Source organism: Providencia stuartii (genome assembly GCF_029277985.1).
Taxonomy (GTDB): Bacteria; Pseudomonadota; Gammaproteobacteria; order Enterobacterales; family Enterobacteriaceae; genus Providencia; species Providencia zhejiangensis.
In genome coordinates this window covers 2,003,986-2,024,976 of record NZ_CP119546.1, presented here as the reverse complement: position 1 = coordinate 2,024,976, position 20,991 = coordinate 2,003,986, and the positions used below count along the sequence as shown (strand labels likewise).

General features: G+C 37.8%; 21 protein-coding genes. 12 read left to right on the top strand and 9 right to left on the bottom strand.

From position 1 onward, the window contains the following. Positions 1-49 precede the first annotated feature (49 nt). Entirely contained in the window at positions 50-832 is a 783-nt protein-coding gene (locus P2E05_RS08805) for a class I SAM-dependent methyltransferase (protein WP_154622868.1), read from the top strand. Positions 833-839: 7 nt separating this feature from the next. Here the strand turns inward: P2E05_RS08805 and P2E05_RS08800 are convergent, their stop codons facing one another. Beyond that, positions 840-1,271 carry a hypothetical protein gene (locus P2E05_RS08800; RefSeq protein WP_154622867.1) on the bottom strand — a complete coding sequence of 144 codons (432 nt, stop codon included), beginning with the start codon at positions 1,269-1,271 and terminating at the stop codon, positions 840-842. Between the two features lie 159 nt (positions 1,272-1,430). Next, the gene (locus tag P2E05_RS08795) at positions 1,431-1,769 is read right to left on the bottom strand and encodes a GlpM family protein (RefSeq protein WP_154622866.1); all 339 of its coding nucleotides are present in this window, start codon (positions 1,767-1,769) and stop codon (positions 1,431-1,433) included. 374 nt (positions 1,770-2,143) lie between these two features. Between P2E05_RS08795 and P2E05_RS08790 the strand changes: the two genes are divergently transcribed. Both P2E05_RS08790 and P2E05_RS08785 read left to right on the top strand, forming a co-directional pair. After that, positions 2,144-3,778 carry a methyl-accepting chemotaxis protein gene (locus P2E05_RS08790; protein WP_196713173.1) on the top strand — a complete coding sequence of 545 codons (1,635 nt, stop codon included), beginning with the start codon at positions 2,144-2,146 and terminating at the stop codon, positions 3,776-3,778. Positions 3,779-3,938: 160 nt separating this feature from the next. Further along, positions 3,939-4,781: an MBL fold metallo-hydrolase gene (locus tag P2E05_RS08785; protein WP_154622864.1), complete on the top strand. Its 843-nt coding sequence runs from the start codon at positions 3,939-3,941 to the stop codon at positions 4,779-4,781. A 69-nt stretch (positions 4,782-4,850) separates the two neighbouring features. On the opposite strand, the gene P2E05_RS08780 is transcribed toward P2E05_RS08785, so the two are convergent. Beyond that, positions 4,851-5,240 (bottom strand): nuclear transport factor 2 family protein, encoded by a 390-nt coding sequence (locus P2E05_RS08780; protein ID WP_196713174.1) that lies wholly within the window; start codon positions 5,238-5,240, stop codon positions 4,851-4,853. Between the two features lie 638 nt (positions 5,241-5,878). On the opposite strand from P2E05_RS08780, the gene P2E05_RS08775 reads away from it, so the two are divergent. Beyond that, on the top strand, positions 5,879-6,058 hold the full coding sequence (locus P2E05_RS08775; protein WP_154622787.1) for a hypothetical protein: 180 nt from the start codon (positions 5,879-5,881) through the stop codon (positions 6,056-6,058). Positions 6,059-6,358: 300 nt separating this feature from the next. Here P2E05_RS08775 and lpxL read toward each other — a convergent pair whose 3' ends face one another. From lpxL to icd, 6 genes are all read right to left on the bottom strand, one after another. Next, positions 6,359-7,282, bottom strand: coding sequence for an LpxL/LpxP family Kdo(2)-lipid IV(A) lauroyl/palmitoleoyl acyltransferase (gene lpxL / locus P2E05_RS08770; RefSeq protein WP_272657900.1), 924 nt, complete (start codon positions 7,280-7,282; stop codon positions 6,359-6,361). A gap of 244 nt (positions 7,283-7,526) precedes the next feature. Continuing rightward, positions 7,527-7,991 carry an Hsp20 family protein gene (locus P2E05_RS08765; RefSeq protein ID WP_154622569.1) on the bottom strand — a complete coding sequence of 155 codons (465 nt, stop codon included), beginning with the start codon at positions 7,989-7,991 and terminating at the stop codon, positions 7,527-7,529. A 737-nt stretch (positions 7,992-8,728) separates the two neighbouring features. Beyond that, positions 8,729-9,256 (bottom strand): hypothetical protein, encoded by a 528-nt coding sequence (locus tag P2E05_RS08760; protein WP_154622570.1) that lies wholly within the window; start codon positions 9,254-9,256, stop codon positions 8,729-8,731. 119 nt (positions 9,257-9,375) lie between these two features. Further along, a complete protein-coding gene (locus P2E05_RS08755) occupies positions 9,376-9,906 on the bottom strand; it encodes a hypothetical protein (RefSeq protein ID WP_272657899.1) in 531 nt (176 codons plus the stop codon). A gap of 119 nt (positions 9,907-10,025) precedes the next feature. Then, complete coding sequence (locus P2E05_RS08750) at positions 10,026-10,493, bottom strand: DUF2971 domain-containing protein (protein ID WP_272657898.1); 468 nt, start codon at positions 10,491-10,493, stop codon at positions 10,026-10,028. Positions 10,494-10,668: 175 nt separating this feature from the next. After that, the gene (icd, locus tag P2E05_RS08745) at positions 10,669-11,922 is read right to left on the bottom strand and encodes an NADP-dependent isocitrate dehydrogenase (protein ID WP_154622573.1); all 1,254 of its coding nucleotides are present in this window, start codon (positions 11,920-11,922) and stop codon (positions 10,669-10,671) included. A gap of 1,026 nt (positions 11,923-12,948) precedes the next feature. Here icd and rluE point away from each other — a divergent pair. From rluE to P2E05_RS08705, 8 genes are all read left to right on the top strand, one after another. Continuing rightward, positions 12,949-13,614: a 23S rRNA pseudouridine(2457) synthase RluE gene (rluE, locus tag P2E05_RS08740; protein ID WP_163861396.1), complete on the top strand. Its 666-nt coding sequence runs from the start codon at positions 12,949-12,951 to the stop codon at positions 13,612-13,614. Beyond that, entirely contained in the window at positions 13,607-14,056 is a 450-nt protein-coding gene (locus tag P2E05_RS08735; protein WP_154624135.1) for an NUDIX domain-containing protein, read from the top strand. The genes rluE and P2E05_RS08735 overlap by 8 nt, the downstream gene beginning before the upstream one ends. A 203-nt stretch (positions 14,057-14,259) precedes the next feature. Continuing rightward, positions 14,260-15,363 (top strand): tRNA 2-thiouridine(34) synthase MnmA, encoded by a 1,104-nt coding sequence (mnmA, locus tag P2E05_RS08730; RefSeq protein WP_154624136.1) that lies wholly within the window; start codon positions 14,260-14,262, stop codon positions 15,361-15,363. Between the two features lie 2 nt (positions 15,364-15,365). Beyond that, entirely contained in the window at positions 15,366-15,998 is a 633-nt protein-coding gene (gene hflD / locus P2E05_RS08725; RefSeq protein WP_276123094.1) for a high frequency lysogenization protein HflD, read from the top strand. A 17-nt stretch (positions 15,999-16,015) separates the two neighbouring features. Then, positions 16,016-17,386, top strand: coding sequence for an adenylosuccinate lyase (purB, locus tag P2E05_RS08720; RefSeq protein ID WP_163861388.1), 1,371 nt, complete (start codon positions 16,016-16,018; stop codon positions 17,384-17,386). 216 nt (positions 17,387-17,602) lie between these two features. Beyond that, positions 17,603-18,277, top strand: coding sequence for a two-component system response regulator PhoP (gene phoP / locus P2E05_RS08715; RefSeq protein WP_154624138.1), 675 nt, complete (start codon positions 17,603-17,605; stop codon positions 18,275-18,277). Position 18,278: 1 nt separating this feature from the next. Beyond that, positions 18,279-19,736 (top strand): two-component system sensor histidine kinase PhoQ, encoded by a 1,458-nt coding sequence (gene phoQ / locus P2E05_RS08710; RefSeq protein WP_196713177.1) that lies wholly within the window; start codon positions 18,279-18,281, stop codon positions 19,734-19,736. Between the two features lie 86 nt (positions 19,737-19,822). Continuing rightward, a complete protein-coding gene (locus P2E05_RS08705; protein ID WP_163861383.1) occupies positions 19,823-20,947 on the top strand; it encodes a cupin domain-containing protein in 1,125 nt (374 codons plus the stop codon). Positions 20,948-20,991 lie beyond the last annotated feature (44 nt).

The window sequence follows — 20,991 nt, the reverse complement described above, 5'->3', positions numbered from 1 at the left end:
CGCCATTATCGGTTACATTAGAAAAATGTGTATTATGGAGTACTCTTTTATGACTGATTTTTTAACTTCTAACCGAAAAGCGTGGGATAAACAAGCGCAGCAACAGCAGCCTTGGTCTATTCCTGTTGACTCACAAACGGTAGCCAAAGCAAAACAAGGCGATTGGCAAATTCATTTAACCCCTTCTCCCCTACCTAAAGCATGGTTAGGTGATATTAAAGGTAAACGGATCCTGTGTCTCGCTTCTGCTGGGGGGCAACAAGCGCCTATTTTAGCCGCTGCTGGCGCGGATGTGACCGTATTTGATCTTTCCGACAAACAATTAGAGCAAGATAGGCAAGTTGCGATTAGAGATAACCTAAAATTAGAAACTGTCCAAGGAGATATGCGTGACCTACATCTATTTACGGATAATAGTTTTGACCTTATTTTTCACCCTATCTCAAATCTCTATATTCCAGATGTCAATCCTGTATGGCAAGAGTGTCAGCGAGTCTTAAAACCACAGGGAAGATTGCTATCCAGTTTTTTTAATCCTGTTGTGTTTATTGGTGATCGTGATCCACAGCTACGTGAACAACAATTGATTAAACCTATTTATAAACTGCCTTTTTCTGAAATAGAAGTACTTACGGAAGAGCAAATTAGCTTGAAACAACACAATGAGGAAGCTTTTGTCTTTGGTCATTCATTAACTGATCTAATTGGTGGGCAAATAAATGCTGGTTTTAATATCGCAGGTTTTTTAGAAGACTGGCAACCTAATCCACGATTTGTCATCGATAATTATCTACCGACTTTCTTAGCAACACTCGCCATTAAAGTCGCCTAATTTGAAATTATTCAGGTTGATTTTCTGTTAGATCAGCCTGATTGTTATCTTGACAATATCTCGCCCACACTAATTCAAACTGTTCTTTTGGAATAATGTCATCTATTTCTTCAACAAAGGGAATAGATACCATCGTTTTGCCTACCGCATTTTTATGATACCTAACAATAAAGCGCTTGAAACCGTAAGGGAGTTCATTCTTAAACCCGAAGACTTCCCCACAATAATACCCCGTCTCTTCACCATCTGCCGTTTTGTTCAGCATATGATAATTAACGTTTCTATATTGGGCCGCAGTTGGATAAGCAAGAAAATCTTCCACTGAATTTTCAATTTTTTTCTTAGTGTCGAATTCTGATACCTGAGCGATATCAGTCATAATACCGGCAATATAGGCACCACCCACAATAAGCAATAGCACTAGGCTTCTTAATAACATATTTCTCACAGTGATTTTTATGAAATGTAAACTGATTTATTATAGTAAATTGTAACAAATTGCGACAGAAAAATAATCACCTTAAAAAAATAATTTAATCCTATATCATCTGCTTTTGTTGCTTATTGTATAAGAGATTAACTTATATTGCTTGCAAAGTTATTGATATATTTGCCAAAGATAGATCAATATGGCTGCGGCTAAAATCCAATTGAGGGTTGCAACGCCTAAGCAAACCCACGCTGAAGTCTTCATCGCTAACAAATAAACTGTTAATAAATACAACATATAAGGGATTAATGACCACAAGCCAAATAGTGCGGTTTTACGTAAAGCTAACGCTCCCTGCTCTTGAATCACTATGATGTGTGCAATTAATGCAAAAGTTGGAAATAAAGGAACCAAACCAGCAATATAAAACAGCTTACTTTTTGATAATAAAGCAATAATTAAAACTGCAAGCGCACCTAACGAGCACTTTATAAATAATGAAAACATTATGACCTCTTCATGTTATTCAATTATTGAACGTCATTATCGCTGAACAAGCAAAAATACTCAGCGATTTTATACCGCATCGAGTCACGTTAAGTTTACCTGAGGAACATGGGGCAATACAATTTTAAAACAATAAGTTATTTTTAATAACATTAAGTTAGCTTCTGTATATATTTAAATTATTTTCCTTTTGAATATAAAGTATACACTGTTTTTGCCGATATCTTTGATTAGTGCCTACGCCTGACTTCTGTACGACTGCCATAAGGTATTGCCAGATTGTTTATATCTATTTGGTCATCACTTTATATCTATCAAGTAGTTTATTTGTACATGCTCAAGCATGTTATCGACAGTATGTAAGGAAATAATCAATGATGTCTGCTATTGCAAAAAAAACTAAATTACCTAATTTCCGATTTTCGTTTTCAGGTCTTAAAACAACTACACTCATTTGGCTGTTATCAGGATTACTGATTGTATTATTGCTTTCTTCTTGTTGGTTATTTTTTAGCTATCTAAAAAACTACCAAATAACCGTCGATAAACTGGACAACATTTATCAAGAGCAATCCGCGTTAAATAAGACATGGCAATCTCTTTTACAAGCGAGAAATACTATAAATAGAGCAAGTTCAAGACATTTATTAGTTATTAATAAAATGCAAACAGCAAATACTGACGTTGATAGTTTAGTCAAACAATTTCATGAAAAAATAGAGGATACAGAACAGCAATGGCTAGAATTCGCCAGCTTATCACAAAATAAAAATGAGTTAATATTTAATGAGTTAGATAAAAGTTATACTGAACTAAGAACCGCGCTAATAGAGTTGTCCAGTTTTTTAGTACAAGGCAAAACGTATGATTTTTTGAATCAACCGACACAAAAGTTTCAAGATGCATTTGAACAAAACCTCAATTATTATCACCAAAATCTCAATCAAAGCTATCATGAAATATCCGTTGCGAGTGAACAGCTATACCGAAAAAGCATTATAGGTATCATTACGGTCATTGTGATTCTAACGCTAGTCACATTATTAATTCGCTTCATTCTTCAATATCTATTTATTCGTCCTCTAAACCAAGTCATTGACGGCATCGAAAAAGTCAGCCAAGGCATTCTTTACCACAATTTTGATCACACTGGCCTTGCTGAAATAAAGTTACTTAAATCACATGTTTCTAACATGCAAAAAAAACTGATCGATATTGTCAAGAATATCCATTCAAACGCGCATAGTATAAAAAACGAACTAAATGAAATTACACAAATGAATCAAGATCTTTCTATTAGAGCAGATCAGCAAGCAGCTGCAATAGTTGAAACTGCGGCAAGTATAGAAGAACTCGATTCCTCTTTTAAACTTAATAGCGCCCATACTCATGAATCATGCCAATTAATGGAGAAAACCAGCATAACGATTGACAAAAGCAATGAGCTTATTTCTGATGTAGTTGAAAATATGGATGATATCGTCGATTTTTCGAAAGAAATTAGCAAAATTACCTCTACAATTGATAATATTGCCTTTCAAACTAACTTGCTGGCTTTAAATGCCGCTGTAGAAGCCGCGCGTGTAGGTGAGCATGGTAAAGGCTTTGCCGTCGTCGCTAATGAAGTGCGCGAGCTTTCCATGAGCTGTAACCAAGCTTCTAAAGAGATTAAAACGCTGATCGATAATTCGAATGAGAAAATTCATCATTGCTTTCAACTTGCCGCGGATGCTAATGACAATATTGTTTCCATTGCGAAAAGTACATCCAATATTAATGATATGATCCAAAGTATTTCTCATGCATCCACTGAACAAACCCACGGCGTTGGACAAATTCATCTTGCCATTAATGAGCTGGACAATACAACCCAAGCTAATGCAACAATGACTAAGGAATTACAGAGTTCTCTACAATCTTTAAAAAAACAATCTGAATTACTAAAAGAAATTATGGATATATTTCACCTTGATGCGACTTCTAACACATTAGAAACACAGAATACTTGAACTCAAAATATTTAATTTTTTAACTGGGTAGTGGCTTATTAGTCACTACCTTCGTAATTTTCTTGCACATAGAAAGCATTTTTAATAAGTTATTTTTTGGCTTTATTCTGATATAACGATGTTGCTAATAAGAGATTAACCAAATATATAATGAGTTAACATGACAATAAAAATATCCGTTCTTGTTGATAATAATACCCTTATTGATAGCTATTTTTGTGGTGAACCCGGAGTTTGCTATCATATTGATGCTGATGGACATCAAATTCTTTTTGATACTGGCTATTCAGACATATTTATCGATAATGCACACACAATGGGCATAGACCTAGCAAATATCACTGACTTAGCCTTATCACATGGACATAATGACCATACTTGGGGGCTAAATCATTTAATACAACACTATGACCGTCGTAACAGCCTTTTCCCCAAAAAAATACGTCTGATCTATCATCCAGATGCCCTTCTTCCCAAACGTTTTGGTGATAAAGTTATCGGCGCTAATATTCCTAAAGCTGTATTAACGGCTTATTTTGAAAACCATGAAACCGTTAAGCCATTTTATCTGACTGATAATGTTATATTCTTAGGACAAATTCCCAGAACTAATACTTTTGAAGGAAAAGAACCTATTGGTACGACAGTTGATAATAACAATCAGCCTATTGATGATTATGTATGGGATGACAGTGCATTAGCGATTAAAACGTCTGAAGGCCTAATCGTTATTACAGGCTGCTCGCATGCAGGTATTTGTAATATCGTTGAATATGCGAAAAAAGTTACCAAAATGGATAAAATAGTCACTGTTATCGGTGGGTTCCATTTACAACAAGCTTCTGATGAAGTCTTAAACCAAACTGGTGACTATTTTAGCCAACTTGATGCTAAACAGATACATCCTTGTCATTGCACTGATTTAGCAGCTAAAATTCATCTTTCAAAATATACTAAAATTCAAGAGGTTGGTGTCGGGTTAGTATTAAACTATCCTTCATAATCACCCGCAGAGTGATGGTGCCTACTCTTCACCATCACTCGATAATTTTGTTGTATTCCTCAATAATAACTATACTCTTGAACCAAGATCACCATCGCTTTTTGCGCCAGAAATCATTCTCGTGAGTTCTTCACAACGAATAATTTTCCCGTCTGATAAATGGAAACAAGCGAACACTTCAAATTCACTCACCTCTCCATTTTTTTTCTCTGCATGTGCAATATGCTGAGTATGAACACAGTTCTGCCCTTCAGCAATAGATTTGATCGTGATAGTAATACTATTGGTGGCTTCTTTTAGTACTTTGAGATGAGCAACAAATTCATCATAATCTATTTGCTTACCATCAACAATTTGGATGTAATTCGGTGAAAAATATTGTTCAATAACCGCAACTGAGCCAATTTCTTTGCCAAGTACGCTTGTAAGAGCCTGTTGAACAAAATTCATATTATTCATATTTAATTTCCATCTATTTAAAAACATTGTTCAATACATATTTTGTCATTACACATTCTTTTCAAGTCTATTCTTCAAAAAAGCCATGAAAAAATTAATTATAGGTAAAAAACGCGAACAAAAGCCAACAAATAGGATTTTATGGGCATATAACAATAGCACTGCTTTTTGTATTCAATGCTATAAGCTTGACTATTTTAATCCTCTGATAAAAATAGAATTTATTAACCTTAATACATATGAGTCATCATGTTAAATCCAATTGTTGTCACATATCATACCGTTGGTTATTAAGGCCACATGAAATTTTTTAAGTGAATTCACCTATCAAGATAGCCTCTCAGAAGAATAAGCCTTTAGCCTAAAGCTATATACCTCTTTTTATTTCAACTATCTTATTATTAAAAAAGATCTTATTCTCACTTTTAATTTCAAATAAAACCTGCCATTTGTTTTATATTCATGTCGCCTTAAAATTCATTCTAATTATCGATTGGCTTTTAATTGCCATTTAAAATCAATCAATTAAATAAAACTAAATTTAATTGATGTTCATCACAATAAATAATAGCTGATTTATCCTCTGCATATTATTAATAATAAAATTTACATACCCCCCACAAACAGAGGAGACTATCATGAAAAGTTTCTTGCTTATACTTACTATTCTTTGTTCATCAGCTTTCGCAGCTTATGCCACTGAAACGGTAACATGGTGTCCGCCAAATCCAAGTATTGACCCTCTCACTGGCGAAGCAATTTGTATCAACTATACGCCAGGAATAGGTGGTATTGATTCCGGTGGTGAAGGACCATAACGCATTACTATCTTAACTTAATATTAAAACCCTCGACATGAGGGTTTTATCATCATTATTCATAAAGAAATCTTTGTAACCATCTGACTAGATGCTCAAAACTTCAATTAAACTAGCTAGATTTTTATTGATTAAATTAATGACCAAAACGAATTTTCCAACATACAAATAACGTCCATTAATAAAATTAATGATTATTCATCATTGTCCATAAAAACACCTTCAAACTCTGCCTAGACAACTTAACCATAATCATCACTGTCAAAGGTGGATATCCGCCTTAGATCATCATGCTCTCTTTTAAATATAAAGAGAAGGCTCCCCATCTGGCCTTGTTTTAAACCGTCTATGTGCCCATAAATACTGTTCTGGCGCTTTCATGATTTCTTTTTCTAATACAGAGTTAATCGTTGCCGCATCACGTAATGTGTCATTAGTTGGATAATCAATCAGTTCCTTACCTAACACTAAATCATAATTCACACCATTTTTATTCCGTAGCAGTGTTACCGTAAGTGTTGGAGAATGAGACAGTTGCGCAAGTGTTGATGTGCCTTTTGAGGTTGAGGTATTTTGAACTGAGAAAAAGGGGACGAATACCGTTCCTTTTTTACCAAAATCTTGATCGGGTGCGAACCATATTGCTTTCCCACTTTTCAATTCTTGGACCATAAATTTTAAATTCTTACGATCAATCATCCCTTTGCCTGATCTGCATCGACCTTTAGTTTGAATATATTCCATCGCTTTATTGTTATGCGGCCGATACATAGCGTTCACAGGAAAACAGAGACCCATTATCCGCCCCCCCAGCTCCAGCGACATAAAGTGAACGCCAACTATAATGACACCTTTATTTTTCGCAATGGCTTCTTGGTAGTTATCAATTCCTTTTACCTGAAATAATTTTTTAACTCTTTTATCACTCCAAAACCATGCAATTCCCGTTTCAAATAATGCAATACCTAAAGATCGTAAGTTTTCATGAACGAGATCATTTATTTCTTTACTATTTTTATTTGGAAAACATAGCTCTAAGTTTCTTTTTATAATTGAAACTCTTCTTTTAATAAAATACTTCGAGTTTTCCCCCAGAAATGCACCAAGCCACAAAAGCCATTTGTAAGGTAATTGAACTAATAAAAACAATAGGATGATTCCCAACCATGTTATAATATATTTAGGATGGAGCAGTTTTAGGGAGAATAGATTTTTAGCGTACATATGTTTCTCTGTATTTTATCTTTACGGTATGCAATCAAAATTAGACATTAACAACTAATTTTAATTCAAAAAGATTATGACATGATTATTTATAAAAAACGATTATTTTGATTATATAAATAAAGATTATATTATCTCCTCTTGCAAAGGGAATGCATTTCTGTTTAAGTCATCAATAATTGACGCCAACTAAGAATAAAAAAGGCTGCACAATATGTGCAGCCTAATATATTGATGTAACCTATTATGATGATTGCTTATCTTTATTCTCTATCGCTATCATTTGTGGTTTTTCCTCCTCTGGCAATTCATATTCAATATTAATTGTGAGCAGCCCACTGGATAGGTCCGCTTTCTCTATTTGGACATTCTTACCGAGGTCAAACTGTAAGGTAAATTGTCCTTGAGATATACCTCGATGGATCCACTTTTCGTTATCTTCCTGAATTTTTTCTTCTTTTTTCCCTTCTACCAATAAGCGACCACCTTTTAATGAAACCGTTAAATCACTTTCTTGATATCCAGGAACACTCACCGTCAGCTCATAGCGGTTATCATCAACCTGTTTGAGGTTATAAGTTTGTATAGGCGATGAAATAGGCTTACTTCCTGTCAGTTGACTAAATAAACGGTCTATTTGGTCAAATCGATTGGAAAGTATATTATCAGAAAGTGTTGGAAATAATGAAAAAGGTCTAATGTTAGCCATAATTCCTCCTCCAATATTAATTAAACTTAAGGGTCTCTTACCTACCCATGATATAAATAGGAACTCATAATCGTTTTTCAAGTCCCCAAAACATAATTTTTATATTTCCTTTTAACCCCCTTGATTATCAATCAACTAATCAATTATCACCCAACGCTACGTATAATCAACTATGGGGATAAGCTATAAATTTTTCAAGGTGCTAACAACAGGAGACATATAAATGATACCAACAGCGCTAGTTTGCATGCGTCTAGTGATAATAATACCGACAGATTTCCTTGATGAAATCCCATGCTAGCCATTAAATTACGTTAAAATAACTTATATTCAAATAGCAGCATAATGGATAAGCAAATGAAAGAAGCGATCAAAAAGAGACCGACCCCATACACTCCTAAAACATGCCCTTTCTGTCATTTTTATGGAATACGCAAAAATAAAAATAACTGGTCATGTGACATGTGTGGGCGCGTGTGGACAAAAGATAATGACCCAAGGTTAAAGGAATAGCGAAGTGCATTTGCAAAAGTGTAAACAAGAGAATATTGGGTTTTATCCACCCAGAACAGCTTGCCTTAGTCAGCAATTTTTGATTATTACGTTTGTCGGCATTGAAGCGTTCGATAACAGAGTCTGAATAAAATTACTTAAAGCTACACGCCTCAAAATTCGAACTTCCCTCAATCAACGGTGCGGTCAGATTATTGGGAAAGATATCAAAGTGATATTGAATTTTATTCGTATACATTTCCATGTGCTTTTTTATGAATTTCATCTTTCATTGCTTTCGTTATTTTTTGGTAAATTTCTAACGTTCCATCACTAGAAACGGTACCCATATAAATATCATCACCACTCTTCTGAATAACAACTGAAACTTTTACCGGTTCTATCTTACCAAGATCTTTTGGTTCTACTTTCCCATTGATTGTATAAGTCATGCTGGTGACTTCTTGCGTTAGCACACTGGATTTTGGGTCAAAACGCCATCTAGATTCCTGCTTTACCTCTTCGACATCATTCCCTGCTTGAATCAATAATGAGTCTATCGCAACTCCATCTGGAGCTAGTATCATAAGTTTAAGAATTTTTATTTCTGGAGTGTTATAAGCATCAAACCAATAGCCATATAAGTCACTCTCGGAGTATGGTTGAGGAAGTTTTTCAATTTTTTGTATTTTGTTATTAGTATCAGCAACACTGACACTAAATATACAAGGAAGTACAAATAGCAGAGCAATTGAAGAGAGAGCTTTTTTCATCATATTCACAAGTAATTTATGATTTATCAGTAATAAAGCAAAATACAGCTTCTAACGCTGTCCCACAACCTCAATTCAAGAGTGAGCATCGGAATATTAACTGAGTGGAAGTGCAGATTCTATTGATTATCCAATTTATAAGTGGTGATACCAATGACTTCACCAAAAGGAACTTTCATGACGACAAACTCGACACTACCATAGTGTGTTTTAATGGTTTTCTTTATACCCTTATTTTCGAAAGTGGCGCATAATTTTGTTAATTCCGTTAATTGTGTCGTGTCAACACCCAGACTCGAAAGGTACTTAATTTCTTCAGGTATGCTACCGCAATCACTCTTTTTAGATTCACTCACATGATACCCATTTGTCACTGAAATCAGCTCGTTATCTTTAAATAACAGTATGGCATTCATAGTCCACGGAGTGAAAGGCGCTTTATCATTTGAAAAATACAAATCGATATCGCATGCCTTATATTCGCGCATACTTTTGCAATTTCTTAAATCGATATCTTCATTTTTATTGACGTCTTCAAAGCTTTGTTTCCACTTCAAGCCGAATGGCGCTTTAGTTTCATTATTTAGCTCCGCTGTATAACCATTAAAGCAAGCCATTGTTAATAAACCAGCTACAACTCCCTTTTTCATACATCACCATATTCATATTTAATTTAAGTACGTAAATACTAGGGTAATTGCAGATTTCAGACAATAAAAATCACCAAAATAACTGATAAAACAACTAAGCCAACGGTATTCGTTGTCATCTACTTCTTATCAATACTCAATACGAGAATTTGAATAACTTCATTTTGCGCATCCGATGCAAATATATCGTCAACATTTATTATCGGTGGTTTATTTTGATATATGACATCAAAAATAGAATATCTAGCACCTTCAAATTCACACAACTTATCTAAATCATATTCAATACAAAAACCATTATGGCTATCAGCATAATGCGCCCATAACAATTCATCAGTAAAAGTCTTACTCAAAGAATAAATTCCAGACTTATCTTTAGTAGCAATTAAATCACTAAATGCTTCCTTTAATGAATCAAGTGAATTTAAAGAGGTTTGTTTTGTATTACCAAGCGCACTATTTAAAACATCTAATTGATCAAATACTTGATCTGTTAATACTAGACCTTCACATGGGTCGTTTAACTTATCATAATTAGGAGACCAAAAATAATCCTGTTCTAATGAAGATAAATCCCTTGAAAACAAATCTTTATCTCCACCTCTATACTTGAATACTCTCCTACTAGTTTCCCTTAGGACGATGTCATCAAGATATAAATTATCTGTAGATAATGTAGGCTATTTTTGATAACCGTTTCAAATGTGACAATAAATAACGGGAACTATTAAGCTCCCGTTATTAATCACACCACGTAATAAATTACATGTGTTTGATGATTGCGTCGCCGAACTCGCTACATTTCAGTAGCTTAGCGCCGTCCATCAGACGTTCGAAGTCATAAGTTACGGTCTTAGCTTCAATTGCGCCTTCCATACCTTTAACGATTAGGTCAGCGGCTTCTGTCCAGCCCATATGACGTAACATCATCTCAGCAGAAAGAATAATTGAACCTGGGTTCACTTTATCCTGACCTGCATATTTAGGTGCTGTTCCGTGTGTTGCTTCAAACAGCGCACATTCTGAACCAATGTTTGCACCTGGAGCGATACCAATACCACCAACTTGTGCCGCTAATGCGTCAGAAATATAGTCACCATTTAGGTTCATACATGCGATAACATCATACTCCGCTGGACGCAGCAGAATTTGTTGCAAGAAGGCATCGGCAATCACATCTTTAATGATGATATCTTTGCCATTTTTTGGATTCTTAATTTTAACCCAAGGGCCGCCATCAAGTAATTCACCGCCAAACTCTTCTAGAGCTAGTTGGTAACCCCAATCTTTAAAGGCACCTTCAGTAAACTTCATAATGTTGCCTTTATGCACTAGAGTAACTGAATCACGCCCATTATCGATCGCATATTCAATCGCCGCACGAACTAAACGTTTTGTCCCTTCTTCTGAGCAAGGCTTAATACCAATACCACAGTTTTCTGGGAAACGAATTTTGGTGACACCCATTTCATTTTTCAGGAAATTGATGACTTTATCTGCTTCTGCGCTACCCGCTTTCCATTCAATACCTGCATAGATATCTTCTGAGTTCTCACGGAAAATAACCATATCAGTCAGCTCAGGCTGTTTAACTGGGCTTGGTGTACCTTTATAGTAACGAACTGGACGTAGGCAGATGTAGAGGTCAAGCTGTTGACGTAGTGCAACGTTCAAAGAACGAATACCACCACCAACTGGGGTTGTCAGAGGGCCTTTAATCGAAACACGGTAATCACGGATTAAATCGAGAGTTTCTTGCGGTAACCAAACATCTTTACCATATAATTGAGTAGATTTTTCGCCGGTATAGATTTCCATCCAGGAAATTTTGCGCTCGCCGTTATAGGCTTTGTTAACTGCCGCATCAACCACTTTCAACATCGCTGGAGTTACATCAACACCAATACCATCACCTTCAATGTAGGGAATGATTGGGTTGTTTGGAACATTCAGTTTGCCTTTGGCATCAATGGTAATTTTAGCGCCTTCTGCCGGAACTACTACTTTGCTTTCCATTAACCTCTCCTTTCACTTGCGCATTTGCTTGTTAATTTTTTGTAAGAGACCCGTCAATACTACTTCAATCTTTCTCTAACGCCAATGGTTAGTCGTTCAAGGTTTTATGTGGATCGCATTAAACGTGTTTATCAATGATTGTTACATCCCTATAAAAAAGAAAGAATCGGATTAAAATCATAACATTACAAATCCCTTTGAATTATTGGCGATATCACATAAAAATTATGTCGTAGCAATAATTTATTAAACCAATAAAAAATTGGTGAAAAAAGAAACTATTAACAGGTCACTTTCAATCAATAGCATTGTTAAATTTTATTTAATTTATATATATAATATTTGTTAATGTATTTTTTATATTAACGTAATTTATTAAATATCACTGAGCCTATATAAATATATTTATTCGTTATGTTTATTTTTAAATAAAACGGATTTATCCAATCTTTTTAAGACAAAAGTGCCAATAGAAAATTCAGTCGCCTTTCTACCTGATAGGTATTTTTTACAGTATGTTTGACACATGTAAATCGAACGCATTTTCTATTTATCCCCCTCAAAATGATAGAGAAACAACGATATTTTGTGAGTACATTGCTCCGAAAATAGCAAATTACTGTAAACCGTTATTTATCGATTAACGGAAATAACATCGCATCAATCTACAGCTGCTGACAATGACTCTTTTTAAATAGATGGATTAAGTACCCACCGTTTTCTGCTCGTTAACTGTGGCTAATTTGGTAAATACCTAATAAAAATCCTACAAGGATAAGTGAAATGGCGTGTCCTCATGCGATTGATAATACTGAAATAAATACCATAGCGTTATTCTTTGCTTATTAACTTATCGTATCCTATTATGATTTTACTGCTTGAATTAGCCCTGTATTTTAGTTTTGCTTCGCTCACGCTTATCCCGGTGTCATTTTGTGTGAAAATCAACTAGACTTAAAAAATCAGTCAGTAGAATGCTGGCCTGAGTTTTATTAATACAATATTAATCAGTTAAAATGAGTTCCCATGCCCATAGCGAATCATAAAGCAAAGCCTCCAGCCAATAAAAAAAGTCAACGTAAGTTTGTTCGCAAACCAGCCTCTAATCATTCTCATGCATTCTCATCTAAACCTAAATCAGTCGTTGCACGCAAAGTCATCTTATTTAATAAGCCCTTTGATGTGCTCCCTCAATTTACCGATGAGCAAGGCCGAGATACCTTAAAAAAATATATTCCTATTACAGGCGTTTATGCGGCTGGTCGATTAGATCGTGACAGTGAAGGCCTCTTAATTTTGACCAATGATGGAAAATTGCAAGCGCACTTAACGCAGCCACACAAAAATACGCATAAAATTTATTATGCACAAGTCGAAGGCATTCCTGACGAAACCTCGCTAGAAAAGTTTCGTCGCGGTTTAGTGCTCAATGACGGACCAACTCGCCCCGCAGGTATCGAATTAGTCGATGAGCCAAGTTGGTTATGGCCAAGAATGCCCCCTATCCGTGAACGAAAACACATTCCAACAAGTTGGTTAAAAATCACGCTTAATGAGGGGCGAAATCGCCAAGTCAGGCGAATGACCGCAAATATTGGCTTCCCGACTTTACGATTGGTCCGTTACCAGATCGGTGAATATACACTGAATAATTTATTGCCAGGCGAATGGAAGGAGATCACTCTTGTTTAAACCTCACGTTACCGTTGCAACAATTGTCCATGTAAACGATAAATTTTTAGTTGTTGAAGAGCTAGTTAATGGTAAAGCGACATGGAATCAACCAGCCGGTCATTTAGAAGCGAATGAAACGCTACTCGCTGCTGCTGAACGCGAGCTGTTCGAAGAAACAGGGATCAAGGGACAACCTCAAAGGCTCATTAAAATTCATCAATGGATTGCGCCTGATGAGACACCGTTTATACGTTTTCTCTTTTCTTTAGCGCTGACTGAACAGTGTGAAACTCAACCTCAAGATAGCGATATCTCTTGCTGTCACTGGGTTAGTGCGCAAGATATTCTTGAAAGTCAATGCTTACGCTCTCCACTTGTTGCTGAAAGTATTCGATGTTTCCTTGAAGGAACTAGCTATCCTCTTGATGTACTTGGTGCATTTGGTGATCACTATCGATAATCAATGCTCCACCATAATAACAGCCTATAGATGGCTGATTAAAGATACATCCCAGCTATGTTGTCATGGCAATGGCGTGCCTCAATACGGTGAAGATGTAATCTGTTACGAGCGATAAGAATATTCCCCCGGCTAACGCTGGCGTAACAAGGGGACAACATGGTAAAGTATGGGGCTTAATTTTTCCGCAGTGAGAGTATTACATGTCAGATAACAGCCAAAAAAAAGTCATCGTCGGTATGTCCGGTGGTGTTGACTCATCCGTTTCAGCTTATTTGCTCCAGCAGCAAGGGTATCAGGTTGTTGGTCTGTTCATGAAAAACTGGGAAGAAGATGACGATGAGGAGTATTGCTCCGCAGCGACCGACTTGGCTGATGCGCAGTCCGTTTGTGATAAATTAGGTATTGAACTTCATACCATCAATTTCGCAGCAGAATATTGGGATAATGTTTTTGAACATTTCCTGTCTGAATACAAAGCTGGACGCACACCAAATCCAGATATTCTATGCAACAAAGAAATTAAGTTTAAAGCATTTCTTGAATTTGCAGCAGAAGATCTCGGTGCAGATTATATTGCAACTGGTCATTATGTCCGCCGTCGTGATGTTGATGGTAAAAGCCAATTACTTCGCGGCTTGGATAGTAATAAAGATCAAAGTTATTTTCTTTATACACTCAGCTATGAACAAATCAGTAAAAGTCTGTTCCCTGTTGGCGAATTAGAAAAACCTGAAGTTCGCCGTATCGCTGAAGAAATTGGATTGGTCACCGCAAAGAAAAAAGATTCAACCGGTATTTGTTTTATTGGTGAGCGAAAATTCCGCGATTTCCTTGGTCGTTATTTACCTGCACAGCCAGGTCCTATTGTTACTGTTGAAGGTGAAACCATCGGCGAGCATGAAGGATTGATGTACCACACGCTCGGTCAGCGTAAAGGACTTGGTATTGGTGGAACAAAAGAAGGTTCAGATGAACCTTGGTATGTCGTCGATAAAGATGTTGAAAATAATCAGCTGATTGTTGCGCAAGGCCATGAGCACCCAAGACTAATGTCTACAGGACTGATCGCACAACAATTAGACTGGGTTGATAGAGAGCCATTAACACAAACACTACGCTGTGTTGTTAAAACGCGCTATCGCCAAGCAGACATCCCTTGTACTGTTACCCCGCTCAATGAAGGTAAAGTTGAAGTCACTTTCGACTATCCAGTGGCGGCGGTTACCCCAGGTCAGTCTGCTGTGTTTTACCTTGATGAGGTATGCTTAGGTGGCGGTATTATTGAATCCCGTATTCAGGAGTAATTGTGGCTAAAAATTATCGCGATATTACACTCGCGCTCGCGGGCATTTGCCAAGCAAGTCACATGGTACAGAAACTTGCTCAAGAAGGTATTTGCAATGACCATGACCTTGAAGTCATGGTCAACAGTTTAACTAACATGAATCCGTCTTCAACGATTGATGTTTATGGTAACGACCCTGCGAATCTAAAAGTCGGACTAGGCGCGATGCTCAGCATGTTATCAGGCGGTAATAGCGGTAGTGGTTTATCTGCCGAAATGACCCGCTATATGTTAAGTATCATGGTGCTAGAACGACGTCTCAATAAAGATCAACAGGCCATGAACCAACTTGGACAACGTATTGAACAATTCGATCGCCAAGCGGATTACTTTGAACCGATGTCTGAAGGTGTGTTTAATGCATTAGCTGGAATTTATGTGGATGTGATCAGTCCACTCGGTCCACGTATACAAGTTACAGGTTCCCCTGAAATTTTAAAAAATTCACTCGTGCAAGCCAAAGTCAGAACGCTCTTGCTGTGTGGTATTCGAAGTGCTGTATTATGGCAGCAAGTTGGGGGAAGCCGTCTGCAATTAATGTTTTCCCGAAGCCGTCTGAGTCATCAGGCGAAAGAAATTTTGTCTCACCTTTAAATCTGGAGTTGCTACCAATGGAATTATCCTCACTGACCGCTGTATCCCCGATTGACGGCCGTTACGGTGATAAAGTCAGCGCACTACGCACTATTTTTAGTGAGTTCGGCTTACTGAAATTTCGCGTTCAGGTTGAAGTTCGCTGGCTACAAAAACTGGCGGCAACCGCCCAAATCAAAGAAGTTCCATCATTTGATGCTGACGCAAACGCTTACCTAGATGAAATAGTCGCGAACTTCTGCGAAAAAGACGCAATGCGTATTAAGGAAATAGAGCGTACCACCAACCATGACGTTAAAGCGGTTGAATACTTTCTAAAAGAGAAAGTGGCACAAGTCCCCGCCTTGCACGCCGTTTCTGAGTTTATCCATTTCGCTTGTACCTCTGAAGATATCAATAACCTTTCGCATGCATTAATGCTAAAAACAGCCAGAGAAGAAGTGTTACTGCCTCAATGGCGTCAAATTATTGATAAAGTGAAAGCAATGGCGCATGAATATCGTCATCTCCCTCTGCTTTCACGTACTCACGGCCAGCCGGCGACACCTTCTACCATTGGTAAAGAGTTTGCCAATGTTGCTTATCGTATGGAGCGTCAATATCGCCAGTTAGAGCAAGTGGAAATTTTAGGTAAGATCAATGGTGCTGTAGGTAACTACAACGCACACATTGCGGCTTATCCTGAAGTCAACTGGCATGAATTTAGTGAGACTTTTGTGACCTCTTTAGGGATCACATGGAACCCATTCACCACACAAATTGAGCCTCATGATTACATCGCTGAACTATTCGATTGCGTCGCCCGTTTTAATACTATCGTATTAGACTTTGATCGTGATATTTGGGGTTACATTGCGCTCAATCACTTCAAGCAAAAGACAATCGCTGGTGAAATCGGTTCTTCAACCATGCCACATAAAGTCAATCCAATTGATTTTGAAAACTCAGAAGGTAATTTAGGTTTGGCGAATGCCGTACTTAACCACCTTGCTGGTAAATTGCCTGTTTCGCGTTGGCAACGTGACCTAACGGATTCTACGGTGTTGCGTAACCTTGGCGTCGGTCTTGGCTACGCTTTAATTGCCTACCAATCGACTCTTAAAGGCTTGAATAAGCTAGAAGTTAATGAGCAGCATCTGCTCGATGAGTTAGATCAAAACTGGGAAGTTCTGGCTGAGCCAATTCAAACCGTTATGCGCCGTTATGGTATTGAAAAACCATATGAAAAGCTAAAAGAGCTAACACGCGGTAAGCGAGTCACTGCGGAAGGCATGAAACAGTTTATTGATGGATTAGACCTCCCTGAAGAAGAAAAGACGCGCTTGAAAGCAATGACACCTGCCAATTACATCGGTTACGCTGTCACTTTTATTGATGAGTTAAAATAGCGTTTTATTTCAATAAGTCTTAGTGGAATCAAGTAGGCGAAGAATTCTTCGCTTACTTTTCTCTTTTTTTGACATATCTCTGTTTTGTTTGCCTTTGGTTTACTTAATCTCTTGTTGTAAAGCACATATCTTTTTACCATATCCCCTCTAGTGCGACTATTATGGCGATAACTATCGTCAAGTAACCTGTAATTCTTCTTTAATATGAGGTTTTAGATGCGAATTCTTATCGTTGAAGACAATGCTCTTCTTCGTCACCACTTAACTGTGCAACTTAAAGAACTGGGTCATCAAGTTGATGCAGCTGAAGACGCTAAAGAAGCTGACTATTTTCTACATGAAAGCCGCCCAGATATTGCAATGGTTGACCTCGGCTTACCCGATGAAGATGGTTTATCCATGATTAAACGCTGGCGTAGCACACAAATCAATATCCCTGTTTTAGTGCTGACAGCGCGTGAAAGCTGGCAAGAGAAAGTACAAGCATTAAACAGTGGTGCAGATGACTATGTCACCAAGCCTTTTCACCTTGAAGAGCTAGTCGCTAGGATGCAAGCATTGATGCGGAGAAACAGTGGACTTGCCTCTCAAATTTTAGAGTTAGATGGCTTTGTCATTGATTTATCAAGAAAAGAATTTATGGTAAATGGTGAGTCCGTTAAATTAACTGCTTTTGAATACACCATTATTGAAACCTTGCTCCGCAATAACGGCAAAGTGGTCAGTAAGGATTCCTTGATGCGTCAGCTGTACCCTGACGCGGAGCTGCGTGAGAGTCACACTATTGATGTATTAATGGGGCGGTTACGGAAGAAAATACAACAATTCCACGCAAAAGATGTGATAGTGACAGTCCGTGGGCAAGGCTATCGCTTTGATGTGAATGGCTAATATGCGTTCAAAAAAATTTAAACTTAAACCTTTATCGCTGAGAGCACGTTTTTTATGTGCCACCTCAGCGGTTATCCTCGCGCTTACGCTTTCTTACGGTATCGTTGCGATATTAGGCTATCTGATTAGCTTTGATAAAACCACATACACCTTACTTCGTAGCCAAAGTAATCTTATTTATAGCCTAGTTCAGTGGCAAAATAACAAAATTGATATTCGTGTACCGCCAAATTTCACACTGAATAATCCAACACTTATCATCATTTATAATGAAAATGGACAAGTACTTTGGCGACAACGTGAAGTGCCTAATGTCGAAAATCTTATTCGTCGTGATTGGCTAAAAAAAGAAGGCCTGTACGAAATTGATACCGATATTGGTGAAACACGCCAGCTGTTACAAAATAATCCGGAATTTAACAGCAAGTTAGATGATATGAACCACAACGATGAGCCATTAACGCATTCCGTTTCAGTAAACCAATATGGCGCAACAGAAAATCTCCCTCCCCTTACTATTGTTGTGGTTGATACGTTACCCCAAGACTTACAAAAAACAGGGTTAGTTTGGGAGTGGTTTGGTTATGTGCTGCTGGCTAACTTAATTTTAGTGATTCCACTACTTTGGCTGGCTGCATATTGGAGTTTACGTCCAATAAAATCTTTAGTATCACAAATTAGTAGCCTCGAAAAAGGCGAACGTGAAATGTTGGATGAAAACCCACCAAATGAATTACGTGGCTTAGTTCGCAATTTAAATAACTTGCTGACTAATGAACGCAAACGTTATAGCAAATATCGCACTACCCTTTCTGATTTAACACATAGCTTAAAAACGCCTTTGGCCGTTTTGCAATCGACTTTGCGTTCACTGCGAACAGGGAAGCAAATGACCATTGAGCAAGCAGAGCCTATCATGTTAGAACAGATTGGTCGTATCTCTCAACAGGTTGGTTACTATTTACACCGTGCTTCTACTCAAGGCGATAATAACCTGATGTTACGCGAAATCACCTCAGTCCCCTCTGTGTTAGATAGCCTTGCAAGTGCTTTACATAAAGTCTATCAAAATAAAGGCGTGTCGATTACAGTCGATATTTCTCCTGAAATCACCTGGTTAGGCCAACCGAATGACTTTATGGAAGTCATGGGTAATATTATGGAGAATGCGTGTAAATATTGCCTTGAATTTGTCGAGGTGACAGCAGCTGTTGGGCAAGATAGTTTAGTGATTACTGTTGATGATGATGGGCCTGGCGTGCCAGAAAGCCAGCGTAATATCATTTTCGTCCGTGGACAACGCGTAGATACGTTACGCCCAGGTCAAGGCCTTGGATTATCCATTGCCCTTGAAATTATTGACCAATATGACGGTAATATCACGATCAGTGATAGCCCACTTGGCGGCGCCAGAGTACAAGTGACTTTCCGTCGACAGAGTGTCAATGAAGATAGTTAATCTGTGATCATCGTGTCTGTTTACCATCTGCCGTAGTGGCAAATTCAGGTATACTATCAACAGATATGTTAACCTAGGACAATAAGATGGATTATAAACTGAATCTTGACTGGCAGAGTTTTCTCGATAGTCATTGGCAGAAACGCCCTTTACTCATCAAAAACGGTTTTACACGTTTTATTGATCCTATCTCGCCTGACGAACTCGCGGGACTAGCGATGGAAGATGAAGTTGATAGCCGCCTTGTCAGCCACAATGAGGGCATATGGCAAGTGGCTCATGGTCCTTTTGAAAGCTATGAGCATTTAGGCGAAGAAAATTGGTCTATTTTAGTGCAGGCAGTAGACCATTGGCATCACCCAAGTGCAGCTTTGATGAAGCCTTTTAGAGTCTTGTCTGATTGGCGAATGGATGACCTCATGATCTCCTATTCTGTGCCCGGGGGTGGTGTTGGGCCTCATTTGGACCAATATGATGTCTTCATTATCCAAGGTGAAGGCCGTAGACGTTGGCGTGTTGGTGAAAAAGTGCCGATGAAACAGCATTGCCCGCACCCTGACCTTCTTCAGGTTCAACCATTCGATGCGATTATCGATGAAGAAATGGAGCCGGGTGATATTCTGTATATTCCACCTGGATTTCCCCATGAAGGTTATGCGATTGAACCATCATTAAACTACTCTGTTGGTTTCCGAGCGCCGAATACACGTGAACTCATGAGTAGCTTTGCAGATTATCTGATCTCAAATGACTTAGGAAGTTATCGTTACAGTGACCCAGACTTGTCATTTAGAGATAACCCTGCCGAGATTTTACAAGGCGAGCAGATTAAGTTACGGGAAATGATGGAATCTATGCTGCATGAACCAGACGTTTTCCGTAAATGGCTGGGTGAATTCATTTCTCAGTCACGTCATGAACTGGATCTTGCACCACCGGAACCACCTTATGAGCAAGACGAAATCTATGACCTTCTCAAAACTCAGCAAGAGACCTTATATAAACTCAATGGGTTGAGAGCACTACGAGTTGGCGACCAGTTTTTTGTCAATGGCGAATGCCTAGAAACAACTTGCTATGAAGCTGCTGATAGCCTATGCCGTTACGATTCCGTTAACGTTCAGCAACTCGGTGATGCTATTGATGATGTGAATTTTATTGCGTTAATCACAGCACTAATCAATAGCGGTTATTGGTATTTCGATGATTAATTAAATATTTCTATCATACCGTACCTTATGTTCTCCATAAGGTA